At 28.4% G+C, this 24,432-nt stretch carries 27 protein-coding genes; 23 read left to right on the top strand and 4 right to left on the bottom strand.

Features of this window, described 5'->3' with window-relative positions:
* Positions 1–1,031: 1,031 nt before the first annotated feature.
* From rpmH to GOM42_RS14770, 11 genes are all read left to right on the top strand, one after another.
* Complete coding sequence (gene rpmH, locus GOM42_RS14820; protein WP_003451019.1) at positions 1,032–1,166, top strand: 50S ribosomal protein L34; 135 nt, start codon at positions 1,032–1,034, stop codon at positions 1,164–1,166.
* A gap of 60 nt (positions 1,167–1,226) precedes the next feature.
* Positions 1,227–1,604 (top strand): ribonuclease P protein component, encoded by a 378-nt coding sequence (rnpA, locus tag GOM42_RS14815; protein ID WP_003450986.1) that lies wholly within the window; start codon positions 1,227–1,229, stop codon positions 1,602–1,604.
* Entirely contained in the window at positions 1,576–1,785 is a 210-nt protein-coding gene (yidD, locus tag GOM42_RS14810) for a membrane protein insertion efficiency factor YidD (RefSeq protein WP_003451050.1), read from the top strand. The genes rnpA and yidD overlap by 29 nt, the downstream gene beginning before the upstream one ends.
* A gap of 33 nt (positions 1,786–1,818) precedes the next feature.
* Positions 1,819–2,535: a membrane protein insertase YidC gene (locus GOM42_RS14805; RefSeq protein ID WP_003460013.1), complete on the top strand. Its 717-nt coding sequence runs from the start codon at positions 1,819–1,821 to the stop codon at positions 2,533–2,535.
* A 41-nt stretch (positions 2,536–2,576) separates the two neighbouring features.
* On the top strand, positions 2,577–3,200 hold the full coding sequence (jag, locus tag GOM42_RS14800) for an RNA-binding cell elongation regulator Jag/EloR (RefSeq protein ID WP_003459972.1): 624 nt from the start codon (positions 2,577–2,579) through the stop codon (positions 3,198–3,200).
* 341 nt (positions 3,201–3,541) lie between these two features.
* Complete coding sequence (mnmE, locus tag GOM42_RS14795; RefSeq protein WP_003451045.1) at positions 3,542–4,918, top strand: tRNA uridine-5-carboxymethylaminomethyl(34) synthesis GTPase MnmE; 1,377 nt, start codon at positions 3,542–3,544, stop codon at positions 4,916–4,918.
* 14 nt (positions 4,919–4,932) lie between these two features.
* Complete coding sequence (mnmG, locus tag GOM42_RS14790; protein ID WP_003469710.1) at positions 4,933–6,825, top strand: tRNA uridine-5-carboxymethylaminomethyl(34) synthesis enzyme MnmG; 1,893 nt, start codon at positions 4,933–4,935, stop codon at positions 6,823–6,825.
* Positions 6,826–7,001: 176 nt separating this feature from the next.
* Positions 7,002–7,721 (top strand): 16S rRNA (guanine(527)-N(7))-methyltransferase RsmG, encoded by a 720-nt coding sequence (gene rsmG / locus GOM42_RS14785; protein WP_057258336.1) that lies wholly within the window; start codon positions 7,002–7,004, stop codon positions 7,719–7,721.
* A 249-nt stretch (positions 7,722–7,970) separates the two neighbouring features.
* Positions 7,971–8,744, top strand: a complete 774-nt coding sequence (locus GOM42_RS14780; protein WP_003451027.1) for an AAA family ATPase — start codon at positions 7,971–7,973, stop codon at positions 8,742–8,744.
* On the top strand, positions 8,745–9,605 hold the full coding sequence (locus tag GOM42_RS14775) for a ParB/RepB/Spo0J family partition protein (RefSeq protein WP_110077469.1): 861 nt from the start codon (positions 8,745–8,747) through the stop codon (positions 9,603–9,605).
* Between the two features lie 48 nt (positions 9,606–9,653).
* Entirely contained in the window at positions 9,654–10,151 is a 498-nt protein-coding gene (locus GOM42_RS14770) for a DUF4446 family protein (RefSeq protein ID WP_003451034.1), read from the top strand.
* A gap of 150 nt (positions 10,152–10,301) precedes the next feature.
* Here the strand turns inward: GOM42_RS14770 and yyaC are convergent, their stop codons facing one another.
* The 4 genes from yyaC to GOM42_RS14750 are packed head-to-tail and all read right to left on the bottom strand — an operon-like array spanning position 10,302 to position 13,837.
* On the bottom strand, positions 10,302–10,892 hold the full coding sequence (yyaC, locus tag GOM42_RS14765; protein WP_003459982.1) for a spore protease YyaC: 591 nt from the start codon (positions 10,890–10,892) through the stop codon (positions 10,302–10,304).
* 49 nt (positions 10,893–10,941) lie between these two features.
* Positions 10,942–12,006 (bottom strand): sporulation integral membrane protein YtvI, encoded by a 1,065-nt coding sequence (gene ytvI, locus GOM42_RS14760; RefSeq protein ID WP_025648332.1) that lies wholly within the window; start codon positions 12,004–12,006, stop codon positions 10,942–10,944.
* An 11-nt stretch (positions 12,007–12,017) separates the two neighbouring features.
* On the bottom strand, positions 12,018–13,178 hold the full coding sequence (locus GOM42_RS14755; RefSeq protein ID WP_110077470.1) for an aminotransferase class V-fold PLP-dependent enzyme: 1,161 nt from the start codon (positions 13,176–13,178) through the stop codon (positions 12,018–12,020).
* Positions 13,179–13,189: 11 nt separating this feature from the next.
* On the bottom strand, positions 13,190–13,837 hold the full coding sequence (locus GOM42_RS14750) for a LysE family transporter (protein ID WP_003459974.1): 648 nt from the start codon (positions 13,835–13,837) through the stop codon (positions 13,190–13,192).
* 159 nt (positions 13,838–13,996) lie between these two features.
* Between GOM42_RS14750 and GOM42_RS14745 the strand changes: the two genes are divergently transcribed.
* From GOM42_RS14745 to GOM42_RS14690, 12 genes are all read left to right on the top strand, one after another.
* Positions 13,997–14,230: a DUF3343 domain-containing protein gene (locus GOM42_RS14745; protein WP_003460020.1), complete on the top strand. Its 234-nt coding sequence runs from the start codon at positions 13,997–13,999 to the stop codon at positions 14,228–14,230.
* 32 nt (positions 14,231–14,262) lie between these two features.
* A complete protein-coding gene (locus tag GOM42_RS14740; RefSeq protein WP_003466073.1) occupies positions 14,263–15,123 on the top strand; it encodes a mechanosensitive ion channel family protein in 861 nt (286 codons plus the stop codon).
* A gap of 36 nt (positions 15,124–15,159) precedes the next feature.
* Entirely contained in the window at positions 15,160–15,372 is a 213-nt protein-coding gene (locus GOM42_RS14735; protein WP_003459977.1) for a DUF951 domain-containing protein, read from the top strand.
* Positions 15,373–15,515: 143 nt separating this feature from the next.
* Complete coding sequence (rpsF, locus tag GOM42_RS14730) at positions 15,516–15,803, top strand: 30S ribosomal protein S6 (RefSeq protein WP_003479405.1); 288 nt, start codon at positions 15,516–15,518, stop codon at positions 15,801–15,803.
* Between the two features lie 13 nt (positions 15,804–15,816).
* Positions 15,817–16,269 carry a single-stranded DNA-binding protein gene (gene ssb, locus GOM42_RS14725; RefSeq protein ID WP_003451037.1) on the top strand — a complete coding sequence of 151 codons (453 nt, stop codon included), beginning with the start codon at positions 15,817–15,819 and terminating at the stop codon, positions 16,267–16,269.
* A 30-nt stretch (positions 16,270–16,299) separates the two neighbouring features.
* Positions 16,300–16,542, top strand: a complete 243-nt coding sequence (gene rpsR, locus GOM42_RS14720) for a 30S ribosomal protein S18 (protein ID WP_003451020.1) — start codon at positions 16,300–16,302, stop codon at positions 16,540–16,542.
* 282 nt (positions 16,543–16,824) lie between these two features.
* Complete coding sequence (locus tag GOM42_RS14715) at positions 16,825–17,142, top strand: MazG-like family protein (RefSeq protein WP_003450993.1); 318 nt, start codon at positions 16,825–16,827, stop codon at positions 17,140–17,142.
* Between the two features lie 17 nt (positions 17,143–17,159).
* A complete protein-coding gene (locus GOM42_RS14710; RefSeq protein WP_087327998.1) occupies positions 17,160–18,155 on the top strand; it encodes a YybS family protein in 996 nt (331 codons plus the stop codon).
* A 32-nt stretch (positions 18,156–18,187) separates the two neighbouring features.
* Complete coding sequence (locus GOM42_RS14705) at positions 18,188–20,146, top strand: DHH family phosphoesterase (RefSeq protein WP_057230282.1); 1,959 nt, start codon at positions 18,188–18,190, stop codon at positions 20,144–20,146.
* A gap of 1 nt (position 20,147) precedes the next feature.
* Positions 20,148–20,594 carry a 50S ribosomal protein L9 gene (gene rplI, locus GOM42_RS14700; RefSeq protein WP_003451030.1) on the top strand — a complete coding sequence of 149 codons (447 nt, stop codon included), beginning with the start codon at positions 20,148–20,150 and terminating at the stop codon, positions 20,592–20,594.
* 15 nt (positions 20,595–20,609) lie between these two features.
* Complete coding sequence (gene lonC, locus GOM42_RS14695) at positions 20,610–22,508, top strand: Lon family ATP-dependent protease (protein ID WP_003459992.1); 1,899 nt, start codon at positions 20,610–20,612, stop codon at positions 22,506–22,508.
* 415 nt (positions 22,509–22,923) lie between these two features.
* A complete protein-coding gene (locus GOM42_RS14690) occupies positions 22,924–24,258 on the top strand; it encodes a replicative DNA helicase (protein ID WP_003451036.1) in 1,335 nt (444 codons plus the stop codon).
* The last annotated feature ends 174 nt before the right edge of the window (positions 24,259–24,432 follow it).

Genomic DNA, 24,432 nt, shown 5'->3' with positions numbered 1-24,432 from the left:
CTTTCTATCCTCCAATCATAAAATGATTTTAACTTTTAGTTATGCACATATAATTAACATATTAGATTATTACTTTACATGTTGTGAATAAAATTATTAACAGGCTGTTGATAATGTGGATAAATTTTATTATAAAAAAATTATCAACAAGAAATATACACAGTTCTTGTTGAAAGTTTAAAATATATAAAACCGTTGAAATAAAAGGATTATAAAGACTATAAATAAAAAATAATAAGAATAATATACAAGTTATCAACAGGATTATTCACAAGTGTGGATAAGTTGTTATATTAGATAAAGTTATTCACAATGCATTAATATGATAACATAAAGGTATAGTTGGATTCAATAAGTTATCCACAAAAATAACAGCTGTTGATAACTTATTTTGTGTAAAACTTATTTAGATTTATAGTTAAGTGAAAATATTAAAATTTAAAGGTACATATTAGGAAAAATATCTTTTGAAATTTGAATTTTTAACATAATAGAAGTTAAGATAATCAATATTTAAATATAATAAGGATAAATTAGGGTGTAAAAAGAGGGAGAGATAATATAAAGGTAAAAAGTTAATAACATATTGTTATTTATATGTGGATAACTTTATAACTAAAGTTATAAAGTTAAGTTTATTTATGATAAATGAGCTAATCTTATCTATATATATGTAATTGTATATCTTTAAGATTTAAATAAACTTTTTATTGAAGTAATTAGTATTAATTAAGTAGATGAGTAATTTAATAAATTGTGGATAAAATAATAGATAGTTTTATTTAGAATACAGTTTATATATTTTTTAGAGTTATTAATGTAGGGATTTAATTTAATGTATAAACAATTATTATTTATATATTTAAAAAAGGAAAATAAGGTAGATGTAACAAATCTTTAAGTGAGTTATTTTCTTGACAGAGGGCGACTTGAAAGATATAATTAAACAGTAAAACCTAAATTAGCGAATAAGTAAAAAAGCTTTTAGCTTTTTACTAGAATAAAATATTGGTTGAAGGGGGTGTATTTAAATGTTCATGACATATCAACCTAAAAAAAGACAAAGAAGCAAAGAGCATGGTTTCAGAAAGAGAATGAAAACTAAATCTGGAAGAAATGTTTTAAAGAGAAGAAGACAAAAAGGTAGAAAAAGATTAACAGCATAAGGGCCGCATTTTGTGGCCTTTTTCTGCACTAAAAAGCAGAAAAAAGGAGAGCAAATTTAAATGTTACTAAGTTTAAGAAAGAACAATGAGTTTAGAACAGTTTATAGAAGAGGAAAGTCTTATGCTAATGACCTACTAGTTCTTTATGTTTATCCTAACAGAAAAAATGTTACAAAGGATGGAGAACGTTTCAATAAGGTAGGAGTTTCAGTTAGCAAGAAGGTTGGAAAAAGTGTAGTTAGAAGTAGAGTTAAAAGACTTATACTTGAAAATTACAGACTTAATTCTAGTGAACTTAAAGAAGGCTATGACTTTGTGTTTATTGCTAGAGTTGCTATAAACGGTAAGGATTTTAAGCAAGTAGGGAAAGCCATGAATAATTTAATAAAAAAGGCAGGTCTACGTGATAATGAAAAAATTGTTCATAGTAATGATTAAATTCTATAGAAAATATATTTCACCTTTAAAGAGGCCTTGTTGCAGATTTTATCCAACTTGTTCTCAATATGCACTAGAAGCAATACAAAAGTATGGTGCTTTTAAAGGGGGATTTATGAGTATAGGAAGAATATTAAGGTGTAATCCATTCTGTAAGGGTGGATATGATCCTGTAAAATAAATATATACGGTTTAAATATAGGAGGGTAATGTATTGCAGTCAATTTTAAAGCCGATAACTAATTTATTCACAATGATATTTCAAGCTATCCACGGCTTTGTTGCCTCACTAGATATTTTTGGTGTAGGTGCTGGATACGTAATAACTATTTTCTTATTAACTTTATTAGTAAGATTAATATTATTACCGCTAAATATAAAGCAAACTAGATCTCAACAAAAGATGCAAGAAATACAGCCAGAAATAGCTAAACTTCAGAAGAAATATAAAAATAATCCTGAAAAAGCTCAACAAGAAATGATGAAGCTTTATAAGGAGAATAATGTAAACCCAATGAGTGGTTGTTTACCTTTATTAATCCAAATGCCAATATTATTTGCATTATACTATGTATTCACTGGATTAACTGAGTTACAAGGTGTATCATTCTTATGGTTAGGAGATTTATGGGCTCCAGATAGAACATTCATATTACCAATTTTATCAGCTGCAACAACATATTTATCATCTTTATTAATGACAAAGTTTACTCAGTCACAAGCTGGGGGAGCACCTGGTGGAATGAATATGAATACTATGAATATAGTAATGGCTGGTATGATGGGTGTAATGTCAATACAATTCCCATCAATGCTTGTATTATACTGGGTAATAGGTAACCTAATTCAAATGGTTCAAACATACTTCATAGTTGTTTTACCTAGCAGAAAGAGAGCTAAGGAAAAAGAACAATATAAAGATATTAAGTAATAAGAATTTATTTTGCTTTTCTAAGGTGGTGAAACAAGGGTATGAATACAATTGAGATTACTGGAAAGACTGTTGAAGAAGCTTTAAAAAGCGCATTGGAACAGTTGAACACTACAGAAGATAAAGTAGAGGTTACTGTTATAGAAGAGGGAAGTAAAGGCTTCTTTAATTTAATTGGTGCAAAGCCTGCTAAAATTTCAGTTAAGGTGAAAAGAGATAGAATCTTAGAGGCTAAAAAGTTTTTAAGGGATATTCTTGATAACATGAATATAGAAGCTGAAATTAATATTGAAGAAAGTAAAGACCTAGTAAATATAAATCTTACTGGACCTAAGATGGGAGCCATCATAGGATACAGGGGGGAAACTTTAGACTCACTTCAATATTTAACTAGTTTAGTTATTAATAAGGCTAAAGAAGACAAGTACAAAAGAGTGGTTTTAGACACTGAGAATTATAGACAGAAAAGAGAAGAAACTCTTAAAAGATTAGCTAATAAAATAGCTTATAAGGTGAGAAAGTCAGGTAAGATATTAAAACTTGAACCTATGAATCCTTATGAAAGAAGAGTTATTCATTCAGAGTTACAGAATAATGATTTTGTTAGAACTTTTAGTGAAGGTGAAGAACCTTACAGAAGAGTTGTAGTAGAATTAAAGAAATAAAAAGGAAAGCTTAAAGCTTTCCTTTTTTTATCCACAATAAACTGTAGATAAATTGTGGATAACTTGTTAGTAACTATAGAAAAATAGTCATACTAAAGGCTACAATTGTTGATAAATTTAAAAAATAAGGTGAAAATATTATATTTTCACCTTATTTTTTTATCAAGTATATGATTTAATTAATTGGATAGTATTTTTAAGTAAGTAATCTATTAAACAATTTAGTAAAATCATATTTTTTTGCCATAAATAATATGATTTAAAATTTTGACTTATTCTATTTTGTTGGGTAAAATCAATATTAGTTCAAATTTGAGAATATCATTATAAAGGAGGAGCTTATGAAAGAATTCGATACTATTGCTGCTATAGCTACAGCATTAGGAGAAGGTGGAATAGCTATAATTAGAGTATCAGGAAATAAAGCTCTTGAGATTGTAAATAAAATATTCAGAGGAATAAACGGAAAAGATTTATTAGATATAAAACCATATACTATGAGATATGGTCATATGATAGATGAAAATAATGAGATTATAGATGAAGTTATAGTTAGTTTTATGAAAGGTCCTAGAAGCTTTACAGCTGAGGATACAGTAGAAATAAACTGTCATGGTGGTATTGTAGCTACTAATAAAGTTCTACAAAATGTAATAAAAGCTGGTGCAAGACTTGCTGAGCCAGGTGAATTTACAAAAAGAGCTTTTTTAAATGGAAGAATAGATTTAAGCCAAGCAGAAGCAGTTATGGATATAATAACTGCTAAGACTGAACTTTCAATGAAATCAGCTATGACTCAAAGTCAAGGAAGACTTTCTACTGAGATAAACAATCTTAGAAAAGAGGCTTTAGATATATTAGCTCTAATTGAATATGCTGTTGACTTTACAGAGGATGACGAAGAACCAGATGAAACTATACCAGTTAAGGTAAAAGAGGATGTTATAACTCTTAGAGGTAAAGTAAATAATTTAATTGATACTGCTGATGAAGGTAAACTTATTAGAGATGGTTTAAGCATGGTTATAGTAGGAAAACCTAACGTAGGAAAATCATCACTTTTAAATGCTCTATTAAATGAAAAGAGAGCTATTGTAACTGATATAGCAGGAACAACAAGGGACGTAATAGAAGAATATATAAATTTAGATGGAATACCTGTTAGACTAGTAGATACAGCGGGAATCAGAGAAACTGAAGATGTTGTAGAGAAAATAGGTGTAGAAAAATCTAAAGAAAAAATCAATGAAGCTGATTTAGTTATACTAATGTTAGATACAAGTAGAGAATTAGATGAGGAAGACAAGGAAATTATTGATTACATTAAAGATAGAAAATACATAGTACTTTTAAATAAGGTTGATTTAGATAGAAAGTTATCCTCAGAAATTGTGGATAACTTAGAAAATAAAATAGAACTATCTGCAAAAACTGGTTTTGGTATAGATGATTTAAAATCAAAGATAAAAGATTTATTCTTTAATGGATCAATTGATGCTGAAAGTGTAATGGTAACTAATACTAGACATAAAGAGGCTTTATATAGAGCTTCTGAAAACTTAGATGGTGCATTAAATGGACTTAATAATAATGAGTTTTTAGATCTAGTATCAATTTATGTTACATCTGCTTTAAGAGCCTTAGGGGAAATCACTGGAGCAGAGTTAGAGGAAGACTTAGTAAACAAAATATTTGCAGAATTTTGTTGTGGAAAATAGGAGAATGATGAAATATGAGATATAATGCAGGAAGTTATGATATAGTTGTTATAGGTGCTGGTCATGCAGGTTGTGAGGCAGGATTAGCGGCAGCTAGAATGGGATGTAAAACTTTAGTTTGTACATTAACATTAGATTCCGTTGCTATGATGCCATGTAACCCTAATATAGGTGGAACTGCTAAGGGACATCTAGTTAGAGAAATAGATGCTTTAGGTGGAGAGATGGGAGTAAATATAGACCATACATTTATCCAATCTAAAATGTTAAATACATCAAAAGGACCTGCTGTACACTCTCTAAGAGCACAAGCTGATAAAAAGAAATATCAAGAAAGAATGAAAAAGGTTTTAGAAACACAAGAAAATCTTCACTTAAGACAATTAGAGGTAGTTTCTGTAGAAGTTGAAGATGGGAAAGTTAAAGGTGTTCTAACTAAAAATGGTGCATTTTTTGAGTGTAAAGCTGTTATAATGACAAGTGGAACATATTTACAAAGTAGAATAATAATCGGAGATGTTAGTTATAGCCAAGGTCCAAATGGACTTAGCAATGCTAATGAACTTTCAAAATCATTAATAGATTTAGGAATTGACCTTAGAAGATTTAAAACTGGTACTCCAGCTAGAATCAATAAGAGAAGTGTTGATTTCTCAAAAATGATAGAACAACCAGGAGATGAGGAAATAATACCATTCTCATTTATAAGTGGAAATATAGATAGAGACCAAGTTTCATGTTGGTTAACATATACTAATGAGGAAACTCATAAGGTAATTCAAGAAAATATACATAGATCACCAATGTATAATGGAAGCATAAAAGGTGTTGGGCCAAGATATTGTCCATCAATAGAAGACAAGGTAATGAGATTCCAAGATAAAGATAGACATCAAATCTTTATAGAACCAGAAGGTGATGATACAGAAGAAATGTATGTTGGAGGAATGTCATCATCTCTTCCAGAAGATGTTCAAGTTCAAATGATAAAAACAGTTCCAGGTCTTGAAAATGCTGAGATTATGAGAACTGCATATGCAATAGAATATGATTGTATAGATCCAACACAATTAAAGGCTTCATTAGAATTTAAAAATATTGATGGATTCTTTAGTGCTGGACAAATTAATGGTAGCTCAGGATATGAAGAAGCTGGGGCTCAAGGAATAGTAGCTGGTATAAATGCAGCATTAAAAGTTCAAGGAAAAGATCCTATGATACTTACAAGATCAGATGGATATGTAGGAGTTTTAATTGATGATTTAATTACTAAAGGTACTAATGAGCCATATAGAATGATGACATCAAGAGCTGAATATAGATTATTATTAAGACAAGATAATGCTGATTTCAGATTAACTGAAATTGGACACAATGTTGGATTAGTTACAGAAGAAAGATGGAATAAGTTTCAGGAAAGAAAGCAAAACTTAGAACGTGAGCTTGAGAGACTTAAGGAACTTCAAATAACTAATAAAACAGAAAATAATGAGAAAATAGTTGAATTAGGTTCAACAGAGCTTAAAAAGCCAATAAGAATGTATGAACTTATAAAAAGACCAGAGTTAGACTACTTCTCATTAGCATGTTTAGATCCTGAAAGACCTGATTTACCAAAGGACATTGGGGATCAAATAAACATAATTGCTAGATACGAAGGATACATTCAAACTCAATTAGAACAAGTAGCTCAATTTAAAAAGTTTGAGAAAAAAGTTCTTCCAGAGGATTTAGATTACAATGACGTAAATAGTTTAAGAATAGAAGCTATACAAAAGCTAAATAAAATTAGACCTTTAAATATAGGTCAAGCTTCAAGAATATCAGGGGTATCCCCAGCAGATATATCAGTTCTGTTAATATTCTTAGAGCATTATAGAAAAACTGGAAAAAATACTGATAACTAAAAGTTATTCAGAAGTTTTCAACAGCACCTGTGGATAAGTCTTGTGTAAAACTTAAAAAAGGTGCTGTTTTACCCCTTTTAAAAAGTTATCCACATGTGGATAACTTTAGTTTTTTAGTAGAAAATAAAATTATTAAAATAAATTATTTATACTCTTAAAGTTTTGGAGGATTAAGAATGCAATATTTTGATTTAATGAAAAAAGCTTGCGATAGTGTGGGTATGGAATTTAATGAAGACAAATATCAAAAATTTATGCTTTACAAAGATTTATTAAAGGAATGGAATGAAAAAATAAATTTAACTGCAATAACAGAGGATGAAGAGATAGTAAAGAAACATTTTATAGATTGTATAAAAGCTTTTAAAGCAGATGAGTTTAAAAAAGCTAAAACAGTAATAGATGTTGGAACAGGTGCAGGGTTCCCTGGTTTACCTATAGCTATTATGAGAGAAGATGTAGAGGTTACTCTATTAGACTCATTAAATAAGAGAATAAATTTTTTAAATGAAGTTGTAAATAAACTAGGATTAAAAAATGTTGAAACTATACATTCTAGAGCAGAAGATGGTGCAAGAAAAAAAGAGTTAAGAGAAAGTTTTGATATTGCTACATCAAGAGCTGTTGCTAATATGTGTGTTCTAAGTGAATTTTGTATTCCATATGTAAAGGTAAATGGGAATTTTATAGCTTTAAAAGGCCCAAATATAACTGAAGAGTTAAATGATTCAAAGAATGCTATTGGTACTTTAGGTGGTAAGCTTAAAGGTATAACTGAGGTTGAAATTGAGGGAACAGACTTAAATCATAACTTAGTAATAGTAGATAAAATAAAAAGTACGCCAAAGACTTTTCCTAGAAAAGCAGGTAATGTAACTAAGAAACCATTAAAATAAATATAATTTTTAAAATACTTTTTAGTTTAAGAAAATATTATAATTGAAAGTTATAAAAGCTTTTAAAAAATAATAAATATATTGACCATAAAAATAGGAATGTTTCACGTGAAACATTCCTATTTTTTCATTTTTTAATCTGAAATAACCAATATCATCTTTTATTATGTAATGTAAAAATATATAATAAAATAGATGTGTTAGAAGGGAGGTGGATGTTCAAGAATAAGATATTCTTGGATGAGTTTAATGAAAACAATTTGTGTTTTTAATCAAAAAGGTGGCGTTGGAAAAACAACAACAAATATAAATATATGTTCTTACTTGGCAATGCAGGGATTTAAGGTTTTAGCTATAGATATAGATCCTCAAGGGAATACTACAAGTGGATTAGGTATAGATAAGAGAAAATTAGACAAGTCTATATATGATTTATTAACTGCTGGTGAAGAGATAGAAACAATAATAATGAAAAGTGAATTAGTTGAAAATCTTTATGTAGTACCAGCAACAATGGAATTAGCAGGTGCTGAGGTAGAAATAATAGATAGAAAAGATAGAGAATATATACTTAAAAATGAAATAAATAAAATTAGAGATAAATTCGATTATATATTTATTGACTGTCCTCCATCTTTAGGAGTTCTAACTATTAATGCTTTAGTTGCATCTCATAGTGTTTTAATACCTATACAAGCAGAATATTATGCTTTAGAAGGGGTAGGACAATTAATAAATACAATAAATTTAGTTAAAAAGTCTTTAAATAAGGATCTTGATATTGAAGGTGTAGTAATGACTATGTATGATTCAAGAACTAATTTAAGTACAGAGGTTTATAAAGAAGTAAAAGAGTACTTTAAGGATAGATTATATGAAACTACTATTCCTAGAAATGTTAGACTAGCTGAAGCTCCGAGTTTTGGATTGCCAATATGTTTATATGATGAAAGATGTAGGGGAGCTAAATCTTATGAAAAACTAACTGAGGAATTCCTAAAAAGACAGGGAGTGAATATATAGATGGCTAAAAAATTTGGTTTAGGAAAAGGATTAGGAGCCTTAATACCAGAAGATAATATTAAGGAAGAAAAAAAAGAAAAAGGTGGAATAATAAATATTGAGCTTAAAGATATAAAAGCTAATAAAAAACAACCTAGGAAGTTTTTTGACAATAATAAATTAAATGAATTAGCTGAGTCTGTAAAGGAACATGGTATAATTCAACCTTTAATATTAAAGAAAGAAGAAAAGGGATATTCAATAATTGCAGGGGAAAGAAGATATAGAGCTGCTAAAATAGCAGAATTAACAGAGGTTCCTGCTTTAATAATGGATATTTCAGATGAAAAACTTCTACAAGTATCTTTAATAGAAAATATTCAAAGAGAAGATTTAAATCCTATAGAAGAAGGATTAGCATATGAAAGACTATTAAAAGAATTTGCTTTAACTCAAGAAGAGCTTTCAAAAACAATAGGAAAATCAAGAACTACAATAACAAATACAATGAGATTATTAAAGTTAGATGATAGAGTTAAAGAGTATGTAATGGAAGGAGTTATTTCAGAAGGACATGGAAGAGCTATTCTACCTTTAGAAAATGAGGCACAATATGAAATAGCTCAAAAAATAATTGATAACTCTCTTTCAGTTAGAGAAACTGAAAAATTAGTTAAAAAGATATTAAATGATGCTGTTGAAGAAAAAACATCAGAAAGAAGAAAACCACTTAATCCATATTACAAAGATGTTAGAGATAGACTTCAGGATCACTTTGGAACTAAAGTTAATTTAAATGCTAATAAGAATAAAGGTAAGATAGAAATAGAATACTATTCAGAAGAAGACTTACAGAGAATACTAGACATTATAAATATTTAAAATGTTTCACGTGAAACATTTTAAAAACACGAAGGGATGATAAACTACATGGAGAATGTACTAAATATACTTACACAATATTCAACTTATATAACAATAGGATTAATAGTATTAGTTTTAATACAGTTCATACTATTAATAGTAGCTTTCAGAAGTTTAAGTAAAGTAGAAAATAAATTTAGAAAAATCATGAGAGGGGTTAATAATAAGAATTTAGAAGAACTTATTAACTCTTACTTAGATAAAGTTGAAGAAGTTAAAAAAGATTCTGAAGAAACATTAGAAACTAATAAAATATTAAAAGCTCAAGTTGAAAAATGTACTCAAAAGGTATCTGTTATAAGATATAAAGCTTTCGAAGATGTTGGAAGTGATTTAAGCTTTTCAGTTGCTTTATTAGATGGAGAAAATAATGGAGTTATTTTAACTGGAATATATGGTAGAGATTATAGTACAACATATGCAAAGCCAATAGATAAAGGAATATCTAGATATGATTTATCAGAAGAAGAACTACATGTTCTAAATGCTGCAATGAATAAATAGGTTTAAGAATAAAAATAGGTTATATTAAAACAACGATTTCTTGTTGATTTTAATATAACCTATTTTTGTGTTAAACAAAATGTTTCACGTGAAACATTTCAATAAATAGGGGGAGTATATAAAAAACTATATGAGTATTTATGGCGAATTTTATAAAATATTTTCTAAAGTTGAATCTAATATATTCTTTTTAAATCCTACGGATTTTAATATGCAATGATGAATTCCGTTAGATATAGCATTTGCAAGTAACATTACAGTGTATAATCTAGTATTTTGTAAAACCATAAATTCTAAGGAACCAGAAATATTTACTATTCCAAGTATGCTTAAGTCTCCTACTTCAGGCAAATCCTTATTTAATGCTATTCCAGGTTTAAGAGGTCTCTTTTCAATAAGTACGTGTCCTACATTATCAACAGCTCCTAAACAAGCATCAATGGCTATAATAAAAGGTTTTTTATGTTTTGATTTAATTATTTTTACTGTCTCTTTTAAGTTTCCAGCATGGACAGTTTCTTCTAATGTTCCATATATGAAAATATTATTTTTACTTAAAAATTTAATCTTCTCACCAATTAATGGGCCAAGAGCATCTCCTGTGGAGCGATCAGATCCAATGCATATAAAAACAATTGGTCTATTTTCTTTTATAACTGGAGAAAGTTCTCTGCAAAGATAATCTCTAATTTTAAAAGAAGCTTTAGGATCTAAAGAATTTATATAAAAACTTGTACACATTATACCAACCTCCTTACTTGAAATTATTACCAAAAACAAAAAATCTATACTATAAAACATTAACTTTTTTAAATATATTGAAAAAAATAATTAGAAAGATGCAAAATACTATTCCTAAAAGTCCATTTAATTCTAATCCTATAAAAATACAAATTAATATTAATAAAGGGTGTATTCCTAAAGTGGATGCCATTAATTTAGGTTCTAAAAATTGGCGTAATAAAAAAATAAATATATACAATATAAATAATGAAATAGCTGAAAAAATATTTCCTGAGTTATATGAAATAAAAATAAGAGGAAAATAAATTAAGGGCATACCTAGTACAGGGAGTAAGTCTAATAAGGCAGCAAGTACACTAAGTAATAGGGCATATTTAATATTTAAAAAGGAAAATCCTAAAAAGGTTAATACAAAAGAAATAAAAATTAAAAATAAATAAGAGAAACAGTATGTCAAAAACATTTTTTTTATTTCATATAAAATGGTTAAAATTCTATTGCTGTAATTAGAGTTAAGATAATTAGACAAAGTTTTACTAAAGTTAATAGTGTTTAATTCCTTTGATAAAAAATAAGTTGATAGTACAGTAAAAATAAGAAGCATAAAGGTATAAGGTAAATAACTTATTAATAAAAAAACTTTTTGAATTAATTCAGTTCCAAAAGAAAGAATAAGCACAGTGATTTCTTTAAATGAAGATATTAAAGTATTTTTTATTAAGTTTAAAACTGCATTATCAATAAAGTTTACTTCAATCCAATTTTGTAGTGATATAAAATAATTTTGAAATTCCTTAGAGTTAGTATTTATTATTTCTTGAATATAGTTTGTTAAGGATGAAGATTCATAAGCTAAAGATGTAATAAATAATGTAAATAAAATTATTATTATTAAGAAAAAAATAAATGTACTTATAAAGGAAGCAAGTCCAACATTTAATTTGAATTTTTTTATTAAAAATTGAGTGGGTGTCTTTAGTAGCAATGAAAATATGAATGCTAGTAGAAAGGGCAAAGTATATTTTAATGTATTAAAAAACGTAAAAAATATAAGTGTGTATAAAATAAAAAACACACTTATTTTTTCACTTTTGATTATTAAATTTTTCATAGGTCAGAAGTCTACCTCCTTGAAATTAATTCTTTTATAACCTCAACAAATCTATAGACTTCTTCTATTGTATTAAAGTACCCTAAGCTTATTCTTATGCTTCCAGCTGGATATGAACCAACTGTTTTGTGAGCAAGAGGAGTACAATGAATTCCAGTCCTACATGTTATGTTAAATTCACTATCTAACAAGAATCCTGTAAATTCAGGATCCATACCTTCTATATTGAAAGATATTGTTGAAGTTTTCTTTTTGGCATCCATAGGACCATAAATCTTAACTTCTGGAATTTCAGATAATAAATCCATAGCTTTTTGGCCTAATACTTCTTCTTTTGCTTTTATATTTTCAATACCTTCTTTTTCTATGAATTTTATTCCCTCTAGAAGCCCTATTATTCCTGGAGTGTTTAAAGTTCCATATTCAAATTTATCAGGTAATTCTTGAGGATGTTCTATTAGTGAGGAATTACTTCCTGTTCCGCCAGAAAAGATATTTTTACATATAGAATTTAATTTATCATCTATAATAAAACCACCTATTCCTTGAGGCCCTAAAAGAGACTTATGACCTGTAAAGGCTAATGCATTTAAATTAAGTTCAGTCATATCAATTGGAATAACCCCTGCTGTTTGAGCAGAATCTAAAATAAAAAAGATATCATTTTCTTTGCAAAGCTTCCCTATTTCTTTAATTGGTTGAATTGTTCCAACTAGGTTTGATGCATGAGATAAAATTATAAGCTTTGTGTTACTCTTTAATTTCTCTTTTATTTTTTCAACTGATACTAGACCTTCATTATTACATTGAACTATATCTAGTTCTACATTAGGAAGCTCCTCGCTAATTTTTACTAAAGGTCTTAAGACAGAATTATGTTCCATAGATGTAGTAATTATATGCCAATCAGATTTAATTATTCCTAAAAGTAACATATTTAATGATGTTGTAATATTATTGGTGAAAATAACATTTTCACTTTTAGGAAAATTAAAAAATTTAGCTATTTCATATCTACATTCATAGACAGCTCTACTACTTTGTAGAGCTGTAGATGAGGATCCTCTATTAGCACTTCCACCTTCAAAACTCATGTAATCAAACATTGCTTTTATTACAGAGTCAGGTTTAGGGAAAGTAGTTGCTGCATTATCAAAATATATTTTATTCATAAGCAAAAACCTCACATGAAAATTTTAAATATTCCGTATATAGTAAATCCTAATCCAAGTAAAATCATAAAATATTTTACACTTTTATCAGCCTTACCAGTAAGTTCTTTTTTTACTAGACTTCCACCTTTGGCAGCCATAAAATTTAATAATATAAACCAAGCTAAAGTTGTTATAAACATAGCACTTATGGCTACTAAAAAGAAATGTCTACCTGAAAGTTTCCATATACTCATTATTCCAGCACTTACAGCCATCCATACTGATAAAGTCATAGGGTTTACAAAGGTTATTAAAAAACCATTTATAAAACCATTACCAGTTTTATGACTATCTATAGTTTCAACACATTTTTCGTCTAAACTTTTTTGAGAAGATTTAAATATTAAATTAACTATTATAAGAACTAATCCTGAAATAATCCAAAAGGCACATTCTACATACCTATTTAAATTTAATAATTGGGCTACTCCGAAGTTTATTAATAATATGTACAAATAGTCAGCAGCTATTGCGCCTAATGAAACTTCAAAGCCTTTTTTAAATCCTTTATCTAGAGATTGTGTTGCAGCCTCTATTGCAGCTGGACCTAATGGTATAGAAACTAATAGGCCTGTTACAATTCCAGATAAAATAGCCTTTAAATAGAAAAAAGACATACTCAAACTCCTTTTACAGTTGTTTTTATAAATTTACATAATTATATTATAGTTCAAAATAGAAAAGCTTTCACCCTTATTTTGAAAGTGTTAACTTTTATGATATATACTTATAATATATACTAATAAAACGATATACTTTTTAGGAGGAAAAATAGTATGAAAGACTTTATCATGGTTTTTAATAATACACACGAGGCTATGGAAGGAGAAAGAATACTTAAAGAAAATGGAATATCATTTATAATAATGCCAACTCCAACTTACATAACAAAAAGTTGTGGAATAAGTTCAGCCTTTAATAAAGATCAATTAGAAAAGATAGAAACTTTAGAAATTAAATTTAAAAATATATATTCAATAACCAATAAAGGATTTGAAATATATAAATAATTATTTATTTCAAAATCATAAGGGGTGGTTTAATGTTATTAGATAGTTTGCTTGGAATTAATTTTGAATTTGATCACATTAAGCTTGGGAAAATAAAGATATCTTTATCTACTATTGATTTTCTATTAAAAAAATTTATAACAATATGTGTCATAGTTATTTTTATGATTTTGGTAATTAAAATAGGAAGTAAATTAATAGATAAAGCTGTACAAAAACAAATAGATACAAACTTTAAGTTCTCCTTAGACACAAGAAAGGCAAATACATTGGGAACTTTATTAAAAAGTATTTTGATGTATTCAGTATATTTTATAGGTATAACAACTATATTATCTATTATATTTGGAAATATATCTTGGGCCTTTGCCTCTGTAGGAGGAGTAGCCGTAGGTTTAGGAGCTCAAAGTTTTGTTAAAGATGTAATAAATGGGATATTTATCCTTTTCGATAACCAATACAATGTTGGGGATTATGTAACTATAGAAGGTGTAAGTGGAATTGTAGAGGTAATAGGTCTTAGGACAACTGAGCTTAGGGATCAAGATGGTTCTCTTCATATTATTCCAAATGGAATGATAAGAATAGTAACAAATAATTGTAGAGGTGATATGAGAGTTCAGATTGATATTGGAATTTCATATAGCGATGATATAAATAAAGTAATAAATACTATAAACTCAGTTTGTGATACATATAATAAAGAAAATAATGATATAACAGAACCATTAAAAGTTTGGGGAGTTACAGATCTAACAAGTTCTAGTGTTAATCTTAGAATTTGTGGAAAAGTAAAATCCATGAAACTTTGGGAAACAGAAGTAGAGTTAAGAAAGAGAATAAAAATGACTCTTGATAAAAAGAAATATATGAAAGAAATAATTACAGGTTAATTTATATAAATTTTATTTTAGAGGAGGTTATTTAATTTGATAAACAAATTTTATATTGGTGATATAGTTAAAATGAGGAAAGTACATCCTTGTGGAAGTGATGAGTGGGAAGTTATAAGAGTTGGAGCTGATATTAAAATAAAATGTTTAGGATGCTCAAGAATTGTAATGATTCCTAGATCTAAATTCCAAAAGGGAGTAAAAAAGATTATAAAATCAAATGCTCCAGAGGAAGAAATTAATGAATAAAATTTTTAAAAAATAAATTTATAAAAGTTATGTTTACATTAATAAAGAGGGTTGCAATAACCCTCTTTTAATGTTAGAATATTTAATTGTAATCCCTGCTATGCTAGAGCATAGCCGTAGTCCAGAGGGAGGAGGTGTAAATGATGAGAAAATATGAAACTATATTCGTAGCTCACCCATCATTAGACGAGGAAGCTGTTAAAGCTTTAATCGAAAAATTCAAGGGTGTTATAGAAAACGGAAATGGTACAGTTGACAACGTTGATTTCTGGGGTAAGAGAAAATTAGCTTACGAAATCGCTAAAGTTAACGAAGGTTACTATACTTTAATCAACTTCACTGCTAACCCAGAATTACCAAAAGAGTTAGACAGAGTATTCGGAATAACTGACGGAATAATCAGACACATCATCGTTAAAGAAGAGCAATAAGAGGTGGTCGTAAATGAATAAAGTAGTTTTAATTGGTAGACTTACTAAAGATCCAGAGCTTAGATTTGCAGCAGGAAGCGGTACAGCAGTTGCAAGATTTACACTAGCTGTAAATAGACAATTCAAAAAAGATGAAGCTGATTTTATCAGTTGCATAGCTTTTGGAAAAACTGGTGAGACCATAGCTCAATATATTACTAAAGGCAGACAATTGGCTGTTTCAGGAAATATAAGAACTGGAAGTTATGAAGCTCAAGATGGAACTAGAAGATATACTACTGACGTAGTTGTTGAAAGTTTTGACTTTATCGATTCAGGAAATGGCGGAGCAAGAGGAAACTCAGGCTTTGGTTCAGGAAATGATTTCGGTGGTTCTTTCGGTATGCCAGATAATTCATTTAGTGATTCATCATTCAATAGTAATGATGATATGACACCAATTGATGATGGAGACATTCCATTCTAATTCAGATTTTAGGTAAGGAGGGAAATAGTGATGAGTAACGTAAAAAGAGGCGGAAAATTCAGAAGAGCAAGAAAAAAAGTTTGCATATTCTGCGTTGATAAAGCTGAATCAATAGATTACAAAGATGTAGCTAAATTAAAGAAATACATCACAGAAAGAGGTAAAATATTACCAAGAAGAATTTCTGGAACTTGTGCTAAGCATCAAAGACAATTAACAGATGCTATCAAGAGATCAAGAAATATCGCATTATTACCATTCACAACTGAGTAATGGTTGCAAACCCCTGATATTTTCAGGGGTTTTTTTATTATATATTAAATTATTATAATCATTAAAGTTTTTAAATAGTCTTATTAAATGGTTTAAGAAAATTTTATTTGTGTGGTAAGTATATTAAAGTGTATACTTATTAAAATATGTACACTTTAATATAAATGCTACTATAATTTAGAGTTTTTAAGGATTCTCTGAATTAAGTCTCATTTATTGCATAAGACTAAAAAAATAAATAAAATAAAGGTATATAATAAAGGGTATAATTGGGAGGGAAATATGAAAAAAGATAACTTTAATATCATGGGAGATATAAAGATTATTGAAGAAATAAAGGCTCAAATTATCTGCATATTAGGAGAACTATTTACACTTTTAACAAAAGGAAGTAATGTAGCAAAGGATGCCATAGTAAACTGCATAGCATCTTTAATTATTTTATTATACATTTTAGCAGATAAGTTAGGTCATTCTGCAATAGAAGTAGATGAGACAATTAAAAAAAGTTTAAAGATTGGTATAGTTGAAGAAGATAATTTAGAAAAACAAGGAGGTAACTTAACTAAATTATTTAATCATTTAAAAGAAAGAAGATAATTTATTTGGAGGAACATATGGAAGAAAAGAATAAGAGTAAATCTATAGTTGAAGCTGGAATAATGTCAGCAATAACATTTGTACTTATGATGCTTACTAGCTTACCAGGAATAGGTACAATAATAAGCTTTGCTATTCCAATTCCTATAGCTTTATTGTATTTAAAGTATAATCTTAAAACCTCTATTTGTTCTATTGTTATTAGTGGAATTTTGATTGGATTTTTCATGGGGTCTATATATGGAATTCAATTAGCCATAACAAATGGAATTATAGGTTTGGTTTTAGGAACTTGTGTTAGAAAGAAATTTTCAGGAATAAAATCATTTATATATTTAATTGTAGCAAATACAATTGGTGTATTAATAGAAATAGCATTATTATTTTCAGCTTTTACAGGAATTACATTTAATCAATATATAAATGAATTAGTAAATGTTTTTAATGAAGCTGCTAAAATCAGTGAACAAATGATGGGAAGTTCACAGGCTAACACTCAAATGATAGAGCTTATGAAATCTATGGATGCAAGTTTTATAATTAATATGATACCTATGGTATTAGTTATGGTTATAATAATGAGAGCATTTTTAAGTTATACCGTTGGAAAGTACATTATTAATAAATTAGGATTTAAATTAAACAGCTTACCACCTTTTTCAAAGTGGTTTTTTAACCCAATATTAATTGCAGCAGTTGTATTAATAAATCTTTTTGTTATGCTTTTAGTAAGCAAGGGAGTAATAAGTAATAAGGGTATATACATGCTTACACTAAATTTATTATTTGCTATGCTTATAATTCAAGGATTAGCTGTAGTCTCAAATTTATTAAAGTATAGATATAGATTTAGCAATTTTTTAATAGTTTTTATTAGTATATTAATGATTACTTCAATACCACAATTATTTGGAATATTAGGATTGATTGATGTATTAATTGATATAAGAGGTGTAGATCCAAATAGTTTAGGAAGTTACATTAAGGAGAAACTAAAAAAGAAAGTGCAATAACTAATATTTATATTTAGTAAGGGGCTGTTAAAATGAAATCAATATTGGAAGATTATAATAAATTTTTAGCTTACTTTGCATTTGTAGTTTTAGCATGCTTAGTATTTTGGAAATTAAACTTTAAAATAGTATCTTTAGTAATAGCTTTTATATATATAATATATTTAATCTATAAAATATCTGACTTTTTAAGAGAAGAAAAGGATGAGGAAGAAAAGATAGATAAATTATATAAAAATATAGATGAGAAAGTTAAAGACAATATTTTTAATTTGATTTTCCCATTAACTATATTAAATTCTACTGGTGAAATAATATGGTATAATCATAAGTTTAGTAAGCTTATAAATAGTGAAGATTTACTAGAAACAAATTTAGTCTCTGTTATAAAAGGTGTTGCTTTAGATAAGATCATTAGAACAGGAAAAGAAAATTCTCAAAATATAAAAATAAAAAGTAATATCTATGAAGTTTATAGTGAGGGTTTAAAATTAGATGAATCAGATAAAAAGTATTTCTTGGTATTTTTTAATGATGTTACTTATTTAAAGAAGGCCACAAAAGAAAGTATAATGCTTTTAGAAGTTGATAATTTTAGTGAAGTTTTAAAAACAATAGATGATGACAAAAAACCGCTACTTATAGCAGAAATAGAAAGAACAATAAATAACTATGGGAATTCACTAAATGCCATGATAAAAAAGTATGATAATAGTAAATATATTTTATCAGTAGATGATGCTATTATTGGCAAGGAAATTTCTAAAAAGTTTGATATACTAGATACTATAAGAGAAATTAACTTAGGGAATGAAATAGAAGTAACCTTAAGCATAGGTGTTGGAAGAGGTGGAGAAACTCCTGCACAAAATCAAGATGATGCCACAAAGGCTAAGGAATTAGCTTTAGGTAGAGGTGGAGATCAAGCAGTTATTAAATCAGGTAAAAATATTGAGTTCTTTGGAGGAAATGCTAAGGAACTTGAAAAAAGAACAAGAGTTAGAGCTAGGGTTGTAGCCCATGTATTAAAAGAACTTGTTTATGAAAGTAGTACCGTTTATATAATGGGACATAAAAATCCTGATATGGATTGTTTTGGTGCTTCATTTGGTTTAGCTTCAGTAGTGAAGAAGTTAGGAAAAAATGTTAATATAGTATTAGAAAAAGATACTAATGCTATAGAATTTTTCTTAGATAGAGTTAAAGAAAAAGAAGAATATAGTAAACTATTTATATCTACTGAAGAAGCTAAAAAGAATATAGATGACAATACTTTATTAATAATAGTAGATGTTAATAGTGCAAACTATGTATTAGATAGAGAGTTAACAGAACTTATTGAAAGGGTGGTTGTAATAGACCATCATAGAAGAAGTCCTGAGGATATAAAGGGAGCACTATTAAATTATATTGAGGTATATGCTTCATCTACATCAGAACTTGTTACTGAAATGGTTCAGTATATGTTAGATAAACCTAAATTAAATAGAATTGAAGCAGAAGGTCTTTTAGCTGGAATTTATATAGACACTAAGAATTTCTCTTTTAAAACCGGTGTAAGAACCTTTGAAGCAGCTTCATTTTTAAGAAGATTAGGTGCAGACACAGTAGAGATTAAAAAAATATTTAGTAATAACTTAGAAAATTATATAGCAAAAGCAGAAATAATAAAATCTGCAAAGGTAGAAAATAAAATAGCAATAGCAGTTTGCCCAGAAAATATTACTGATACTGTTGTGGCAGCTCAGGCTGCTGATGAACTTTTAAATATTACTGGAATACAAGCTTCATTTGTATTAATAAAATTAGGTGAAGATGTTGCTATAAGTGCAAGATCTTTAGGGGATATTAATGTTCAAGTGATTCTTGAAGAACTTGGTGGCGGAGGTCATATGACTATGGCTGGCGCTAAGATTAAGGATGCCACTATTGACGAGGCTATAGAAAAAATAAAAGAAGCTATTGCAAAAAACTCAAGGGAAGGTGAATAAAATGAAAGTAATATTACTTCAAGACGTTAAAAAATTAGGTAAAAAAGGCGATGTTATAAATGCATCAGATGGATATGCTAGAAACTTTTTATTTCCAAAGAAATTAGCTCAAGAAGCTACTGATAATAATCTTCATATATTAAACAATAAAAAAGAGAACGAAAGAAGACAAAAGTTAGCTGAATTAGAAGCTGCTCAAGCTTTAGCTGCTGATTTAAAAGATAAAGTAATAAAAATAGATGGTAAGGCTGGAGATAATGGAAAATTATTCGGAGCTATAACTAGCAAAGATGTAGCAGGACTTATCAAAAAACAATTTAATGTAGAAGTTGATAAAAAGAAAATTGTTATGGATACAATAAAAATTGCAGGAACTTATAACATAGAAGTTAAACTATATCCAGAAGTTTCAACAAAAATGAAGGTTATGGTTGTTCCTGTTCAATAAGAGGAGGATTCTATTTTGAAATCAATTAAAGAATTAGAGGTTCTACAAGATGTTATGAATAGTGAACTTGGAGTAGAATCTCAAGTTGAAGCACTAAAAGATATAATAAATAATATATTAGACGAAGGTGCATTTAGAGCGAGAGTTATAAGATTTAAAGTACAAAATTATATAAATTCAACTGATCCTTATGAAAGACTTTATGGATTAAGTAAAATTGTTTCTGAAGGAAAGGGTTTAAGTGAAGTTCCAACTGAAGAAACTATAAATGAAGCTTTAGAAGATGTTTGTGCTATGATATCAGATGCTATTGCTAGAAGATATGTTCAAAATAAAATAGAAAAAGAAGTTGAACAATTCTTAATGGAAAAGCAAGAAAAGTATGTTGATGAACTTAGAGTAAACATAATGAAAAAGAAAAAAGGTCCAGAAAATGCTAAGACAGAGAAAAAGCTTGAGGAGCTTGAAGAGTTAGATGAAAGAGTTCCAAATAAGAATATAATGTCTTTATTAAGACCTGATTCATTTGATGAGGTAGTTGGTCAAGAGAGAGCTGTTAAGTCACTTCTTTCAAAACTAGCTTCACCATATCCTCAACATATAATACTTTATGGACCTCCAGGGGTTGGTAAAACAACAGCTGCTAGAATTGCTCTAGAAACAGCTAAGAAATTAAAATCAACTCCATTTGATGATAGATCAAAATTCATAGAGGTTAATGGTACAACTTTAAGATGGGATCCAAGAGAAATTACAAACCCACTTTTAGGTTCAGTACATGATCCAATATATCAAGGTAGCAAAAGAGACTTAGCTGAAATAGGAGTTCCAGAACCAAAACCAGGTTTAGTTACTGAAGCTCACGGTGGTATATTATTTATAGATGAAATTGGAGAATTAGATGAAATACTTCAAAATAAACTTTTAAAAGTTTTAGAAGATAAGAGAGTTGAATTCTCATCATCTTACTATGATCCAGACGATGAAAATACACCTAAATATATAAAATATCTTTTTGATAAAGGAGCTCCAGCAGATTTTGTTTTAATAGGAGCAACTACTAGAGAACCAGGAGAAATCAATCCTGCTTTACGTTCAAGATGTACAGAGGTTTATTTTGAACCACTATCATCAAGAGATATTGAAAAGATAGTATTAAATGCAGCTAAGAAGCTTAATGTTAAGCTTGAAGAAGGTTTAGAAAAGAAAATAGCTTCTTATACTATAGAAGGTAGAAGAGCTGTAAATATATTAGCAGATGCTTATGGTCATGCCATTTATGGCTTAGAGGGAGAAGTTCCAGAAGACTTAGAAATAACTTCAAAGGATTTAAATGAAGTTGTAAGCATAGGAAGATTTACTCCGTATGAAATACTAGAAAATTTAGAGGAAAAAGAAGTAGGTCATGTTTATGGACTTGGAGTTTCAGGATTCTTAGGCTCAACAATAGAGATTGAAGCCACTGCTTTTAAAGCTAAGAAAAAGGGTGCTGGAAAAATAAGATTCAATGATACTGCTGGTTCAATGGCTAAGGATTCTGTATTTAATGCTGCATCTGTAATAAAAAGGCTAACTGATAAGGATATAAATGACTATGATATACATGTTAACGTAATTGGTGGAGGAAAGATAGATGGACCATCTGCTGGAGCTGCCATTACCATATGTATAATGAGTGCTTTATTAGAAAAGCCAATAAGACAAGACTTAGCTATAACTGGAGAGATTTCTTTAAGAGGAAAGATTAAACCAGTTGGAGGTATATTTGAAAAAATATACGGGGCTAGAAGAAAGGGAATTAAGTTAGTAACTGTTCCTAAAGATAATGAAAATGAAATCCCTAAAGGATTAGAAGATATAGAAGTTAAAGCTATAAGTTCTATAGAAGAGCTTATGGAAATTGCTTTTAATTAAAAATAAAGAACCTAGATTTATTTCTAGGTTTTTTATTTTGTCTTTTAAATTTACCTAGTATAAATAAAACTATAGGTTTTTTACAAGATTTCATGTATTATATATATTGTGATAAAGCATTTTTTCTTGTTATTTTTCTATATATATTGATAAATTTTAATGTATTATATATAGTGGAGTAGTATTTTATTAATTAGTTTTTATAATTAAAAAATTAATTATGTATTATGTCACTAAATTATATTTTTTTGTATAAAGTAATTTATTTGGGATATATTGGATAATAACTGATGAAATTATAATAGAATATTTAATTATAAAAAGTTTAAGAAAAGTTTATAAGGTTTAAAATATCTTATAAACTTTTAATGATATTAGAAAATTATTTTAAGGGAAAGGAGGAAAATTAGGAATAATGGAAGCACCAGTAATGAAGAGTTTGCCACAAAGTATAGAAGCGGAACAATCTGTTTTAGGGGCAATGATAATAGATAGAACAACCATAGCTCAAGCCGCTGAGGTTTTAAACAAGGATTCATTTTATAGAGATGCTCATAAGGTAATATTTCAAAGTATAATAGAAATGTACCAAAGAGATCAAGCTGTAGACCAATTAACTCTTTTAGAGTATTTAAAATCTACTGATAGACTTGAAAAAGCCGGTGGTATAAGTTATGTAACAGAGATAAGTGCATCTGTACTTAGTACAGTTAACATAAAATCATACATAAAAATAGTTGATGAAAAAGCTATGCTTAGAAGACTTATAAAATCTTCTACAGAAATTATAGAGAATTGTTATAACAATCAAGAAGATGTTGAAAAAGTTATAGATTCAGCAGAGAAGAAAATATTTGATTTATCTGAAAAGAGATCATCAAATGATTTTGAACCTTTAAGTGTTGTTCTTGAAAGAGGTTTTGAGCAAATAGAGGCTATATTTAATAATGAAGGAGAACTTACAGGTGTTGGTTCTGGATTTAAAGACTTGGATGAGATGACCTCTGGATTCCAAAAGGGTGATATGGTGCTTATAGCAGCAAGACCATCTATGGGTAAAACAACCTTTGCTCTTAACATAGCAGAACATGCTGCCTTAAGAGAGGGAAAGAGTGTTGTTATATTCTCTTTGGAAATGTCAAAGGAACAGCTTGCATATAAGTTATTATGTTCAGAGGCTAATGTAGATATGTTAAGTCTTAGAACAGGTAAATTAACTCCTGAGGATTGGGACAATATAGCTAGAGCATCAGGCCCTTTAGCATCAGCTAAGATATACATAGATGATACTGCTGGGGTTTCTGTAATGGAAATGAGATCTAAGTGTAGAAGATTAAAAATGGAATATGGAATAGATCTTATACTTATAGACTACTTACAACTTATGAGTGGAAGTGGTGAAAGTAGACAACAAGAGGTTGCGGAGATTTCAAGAAATATAAAAGCTATAGCTAAGGAGATGGAATGTCCAGTTATAGCATTATCTCAGCTTTCTCGTGCTCCAGAGCAAAGAGCAGACCATAGACCTATGTTATCTGACCTTAGAGAATCTGGATCAATAGAGCAGGATGCTGACCTTGTTATGTTCTTATATAGAGATGAGTACTATAACAAGGAAACAGAAGATAAAAATGTTGGAGAATGTATAATAGCTAAGCAGAGAAACGGTCCAGTTGGAACAGTTAAGCTTGCATGGCTAGGTCAATACAGTAAATTTGCAGATTATGAAGCTATTCATAAGGATGTTTAATAAATTTAGGGTGTATCAGAATGCTGATATGCCCTTTAATTTTATTATTGGTAGCTACATATTAAAAGGTATATAATAATTAAAGTATTTATAATTAGATACTAAATAGTTAAAATGACTATTAAGAAATTAAGTTAATAAAATAATTACCATCTGTATTAAAAAGGAGAGGAT

The organism is Clostridium sp. 16K-1-R1 (assembly GCF_023921145.1).
In the GTDB taxonomy this organism is placed as follows: domain Bacteria; phylum Bacillota; class Clostridia; order Clostridiales; family Clostridiaceae; genus Sarcina; species Sarcina perfringens.
This window is presented reverse-complemented; position numbering and strand designations above follow the sequence as displayed.

Bases quoted from the DNA above. Each gene is read 5' to 3' on its own strand.
- mnmG (WP_003469710.1), top strand. From the start codon at position 4,933: ATGAGATATAATGCAGGAAGTTATGATATAGTTGTTATAGGTGCTGGT.
- rnpA (WP_003450986.1), top strand. From the start codon at position 1,227: ATGTTACTAAGTTTAAGAAAGAACAATGAGTTTAGAACAGTTTATAGA.
- GOM42_RS14770 (WP_003451034.1), top strand. From the start codon at position 9,654: ATGGAGAATGTACTAAATATACTTACACAATATTCAACTTATATAACA.
- GOM42_RS14740 (WP_003466073.1), top strand. From the start codon at position 14,263: ATGTTATTAGATAGTTTGCTTGGAATTAATTTTGAATTTGATCACATT.
- ssb (WP_003451037.1), top strand. From the start codon at position 15,817: ATGAATAAAGTAGTTTTAATTGGTAGACTTACTAAAGATCCAGAGCTT.
- rsmG (WP_057258336.1), top strand. From the start codon at position 7,002: ATGCAATATTTTGATTTAATGAAAAAAGCTTGCGATAGTGTGGGTATG.
- ytvI (WP_025648332.1), bottom strand. From the start codon at position 12,006: ATGAAAAATTTAATAATCAAAAGTGAAAAAATAAGTGTGTTTTTTATT.
- GOM42_RS14715 (WP_003450993.1), top strand. From the start codon at position 16,825: ATGAAAAAAGATAACTTTAATATCATGGGAGATATAAAGATTATTGAA.
- yidD (WP_003451050.1), top strand. From the start codon at position 1,576: ATGAAAAAATTGTTCATAGTAATGATTAAATTCTATAGAAAATATATT.
- mnmE (WP_003451045.1), top strand. From the start codon at position 3,542: ATGAAAGAATTCGATACTATTGCTGCTATAGCTACAGCATTAGGAGAA.
- GOM42_RS14710 (WP_087327998.1), top strand. From the start codon at position 17,160: ATGGAAGAAAAGAATAAGAGTAAATCTATAGTTGAAGCTGGAATAATG.
- GOM42_RS14750 (WP_003459974.1), bottom strand. From the start codon at position 13,837: ATGTCTTTTTTCTATTTAAAGGCTATTTTATCTGGAATTGTAACAGGC.
- GOM42_RS14755 (WP_110077470.1), bottom strand. From the start codon at position 13,178: ATGAATAAAATATATTTTGATAATGCAGCAACTACTTTCCCTAAACCT.
- GOM42_RS14780 (WP_003451027.1), top strand. From the start codon at position 7,971: ATGAAAACAATTTGTGTTTTTAATCAAAAAGGTGGCGTTGGAAAAACA.
- rpsR (WP_003451020.1), top strand. From the start codon at position 16,300: ATGAGTAACGTAAAAAGAGGCGGAAAATTCAGAAGAGCAAGAAAAAAA.
- rplI (WP_003451030.1), top strand. From the start codon at position 20,148: ATGAAAGTAATATTACTTCAAGACGTTAAAAAATTAGGTAAAAAAGGC.
- GOM42_RS14705 (WP_057230282.1), top strand. From the start codon at position 18,188: ATGAAATCAATATTGGAAGATTATAATAAATTTTTAGCTTACTTTGCA.
- GOM42_RS14745 (WP_003460020.1), top strand. From the start codon at position 13,997: ATGAAAGACTTTATCATGGTTTTTAATAATACACACGAGGCTATGGAA.
- rpsF (WP_003479405.1), top strand. From the start codon at position 15,516: ATGAGAAAATATGAAACTATATTCGTAGCTCACCCATCATTAGACGAG.
- rpmH (WP_003451019.1), top strand. From the start codon at position 1,032: ATGTTCATGACATATCAACCTAAAAAAAGACAAAGAAGCAAAGAGCAT.
- yyaC (WP_003459982.1), bottom strand. From the start codon at position 10,892: ATGTGTACAAGTTTTTATATAAATTCTTTAGATCCTAAAGCTTCTTTT.
- jag (WP_003459972.1), top strand. From the start codon at position 2,577: ATGAATACAATTGAGATTACTGGAAAGACTGTTGAAGAAGCTTTAAAA.
- GOM42_RS14690 (WP_003451036.1), top strand. From the start codon at position 22,924: ATGGAAGCACCAGTAATGAAGAGTTTGCCACAAAGTATAGAAGCGGAA.
- GOM42_RS14775 (WP_110077469.1), top strand. From the start codon at position 8,745: ATGGCTAAAAAATTTGGTTTAGGAAAAGGATTAGGAGCCTTAATACCA.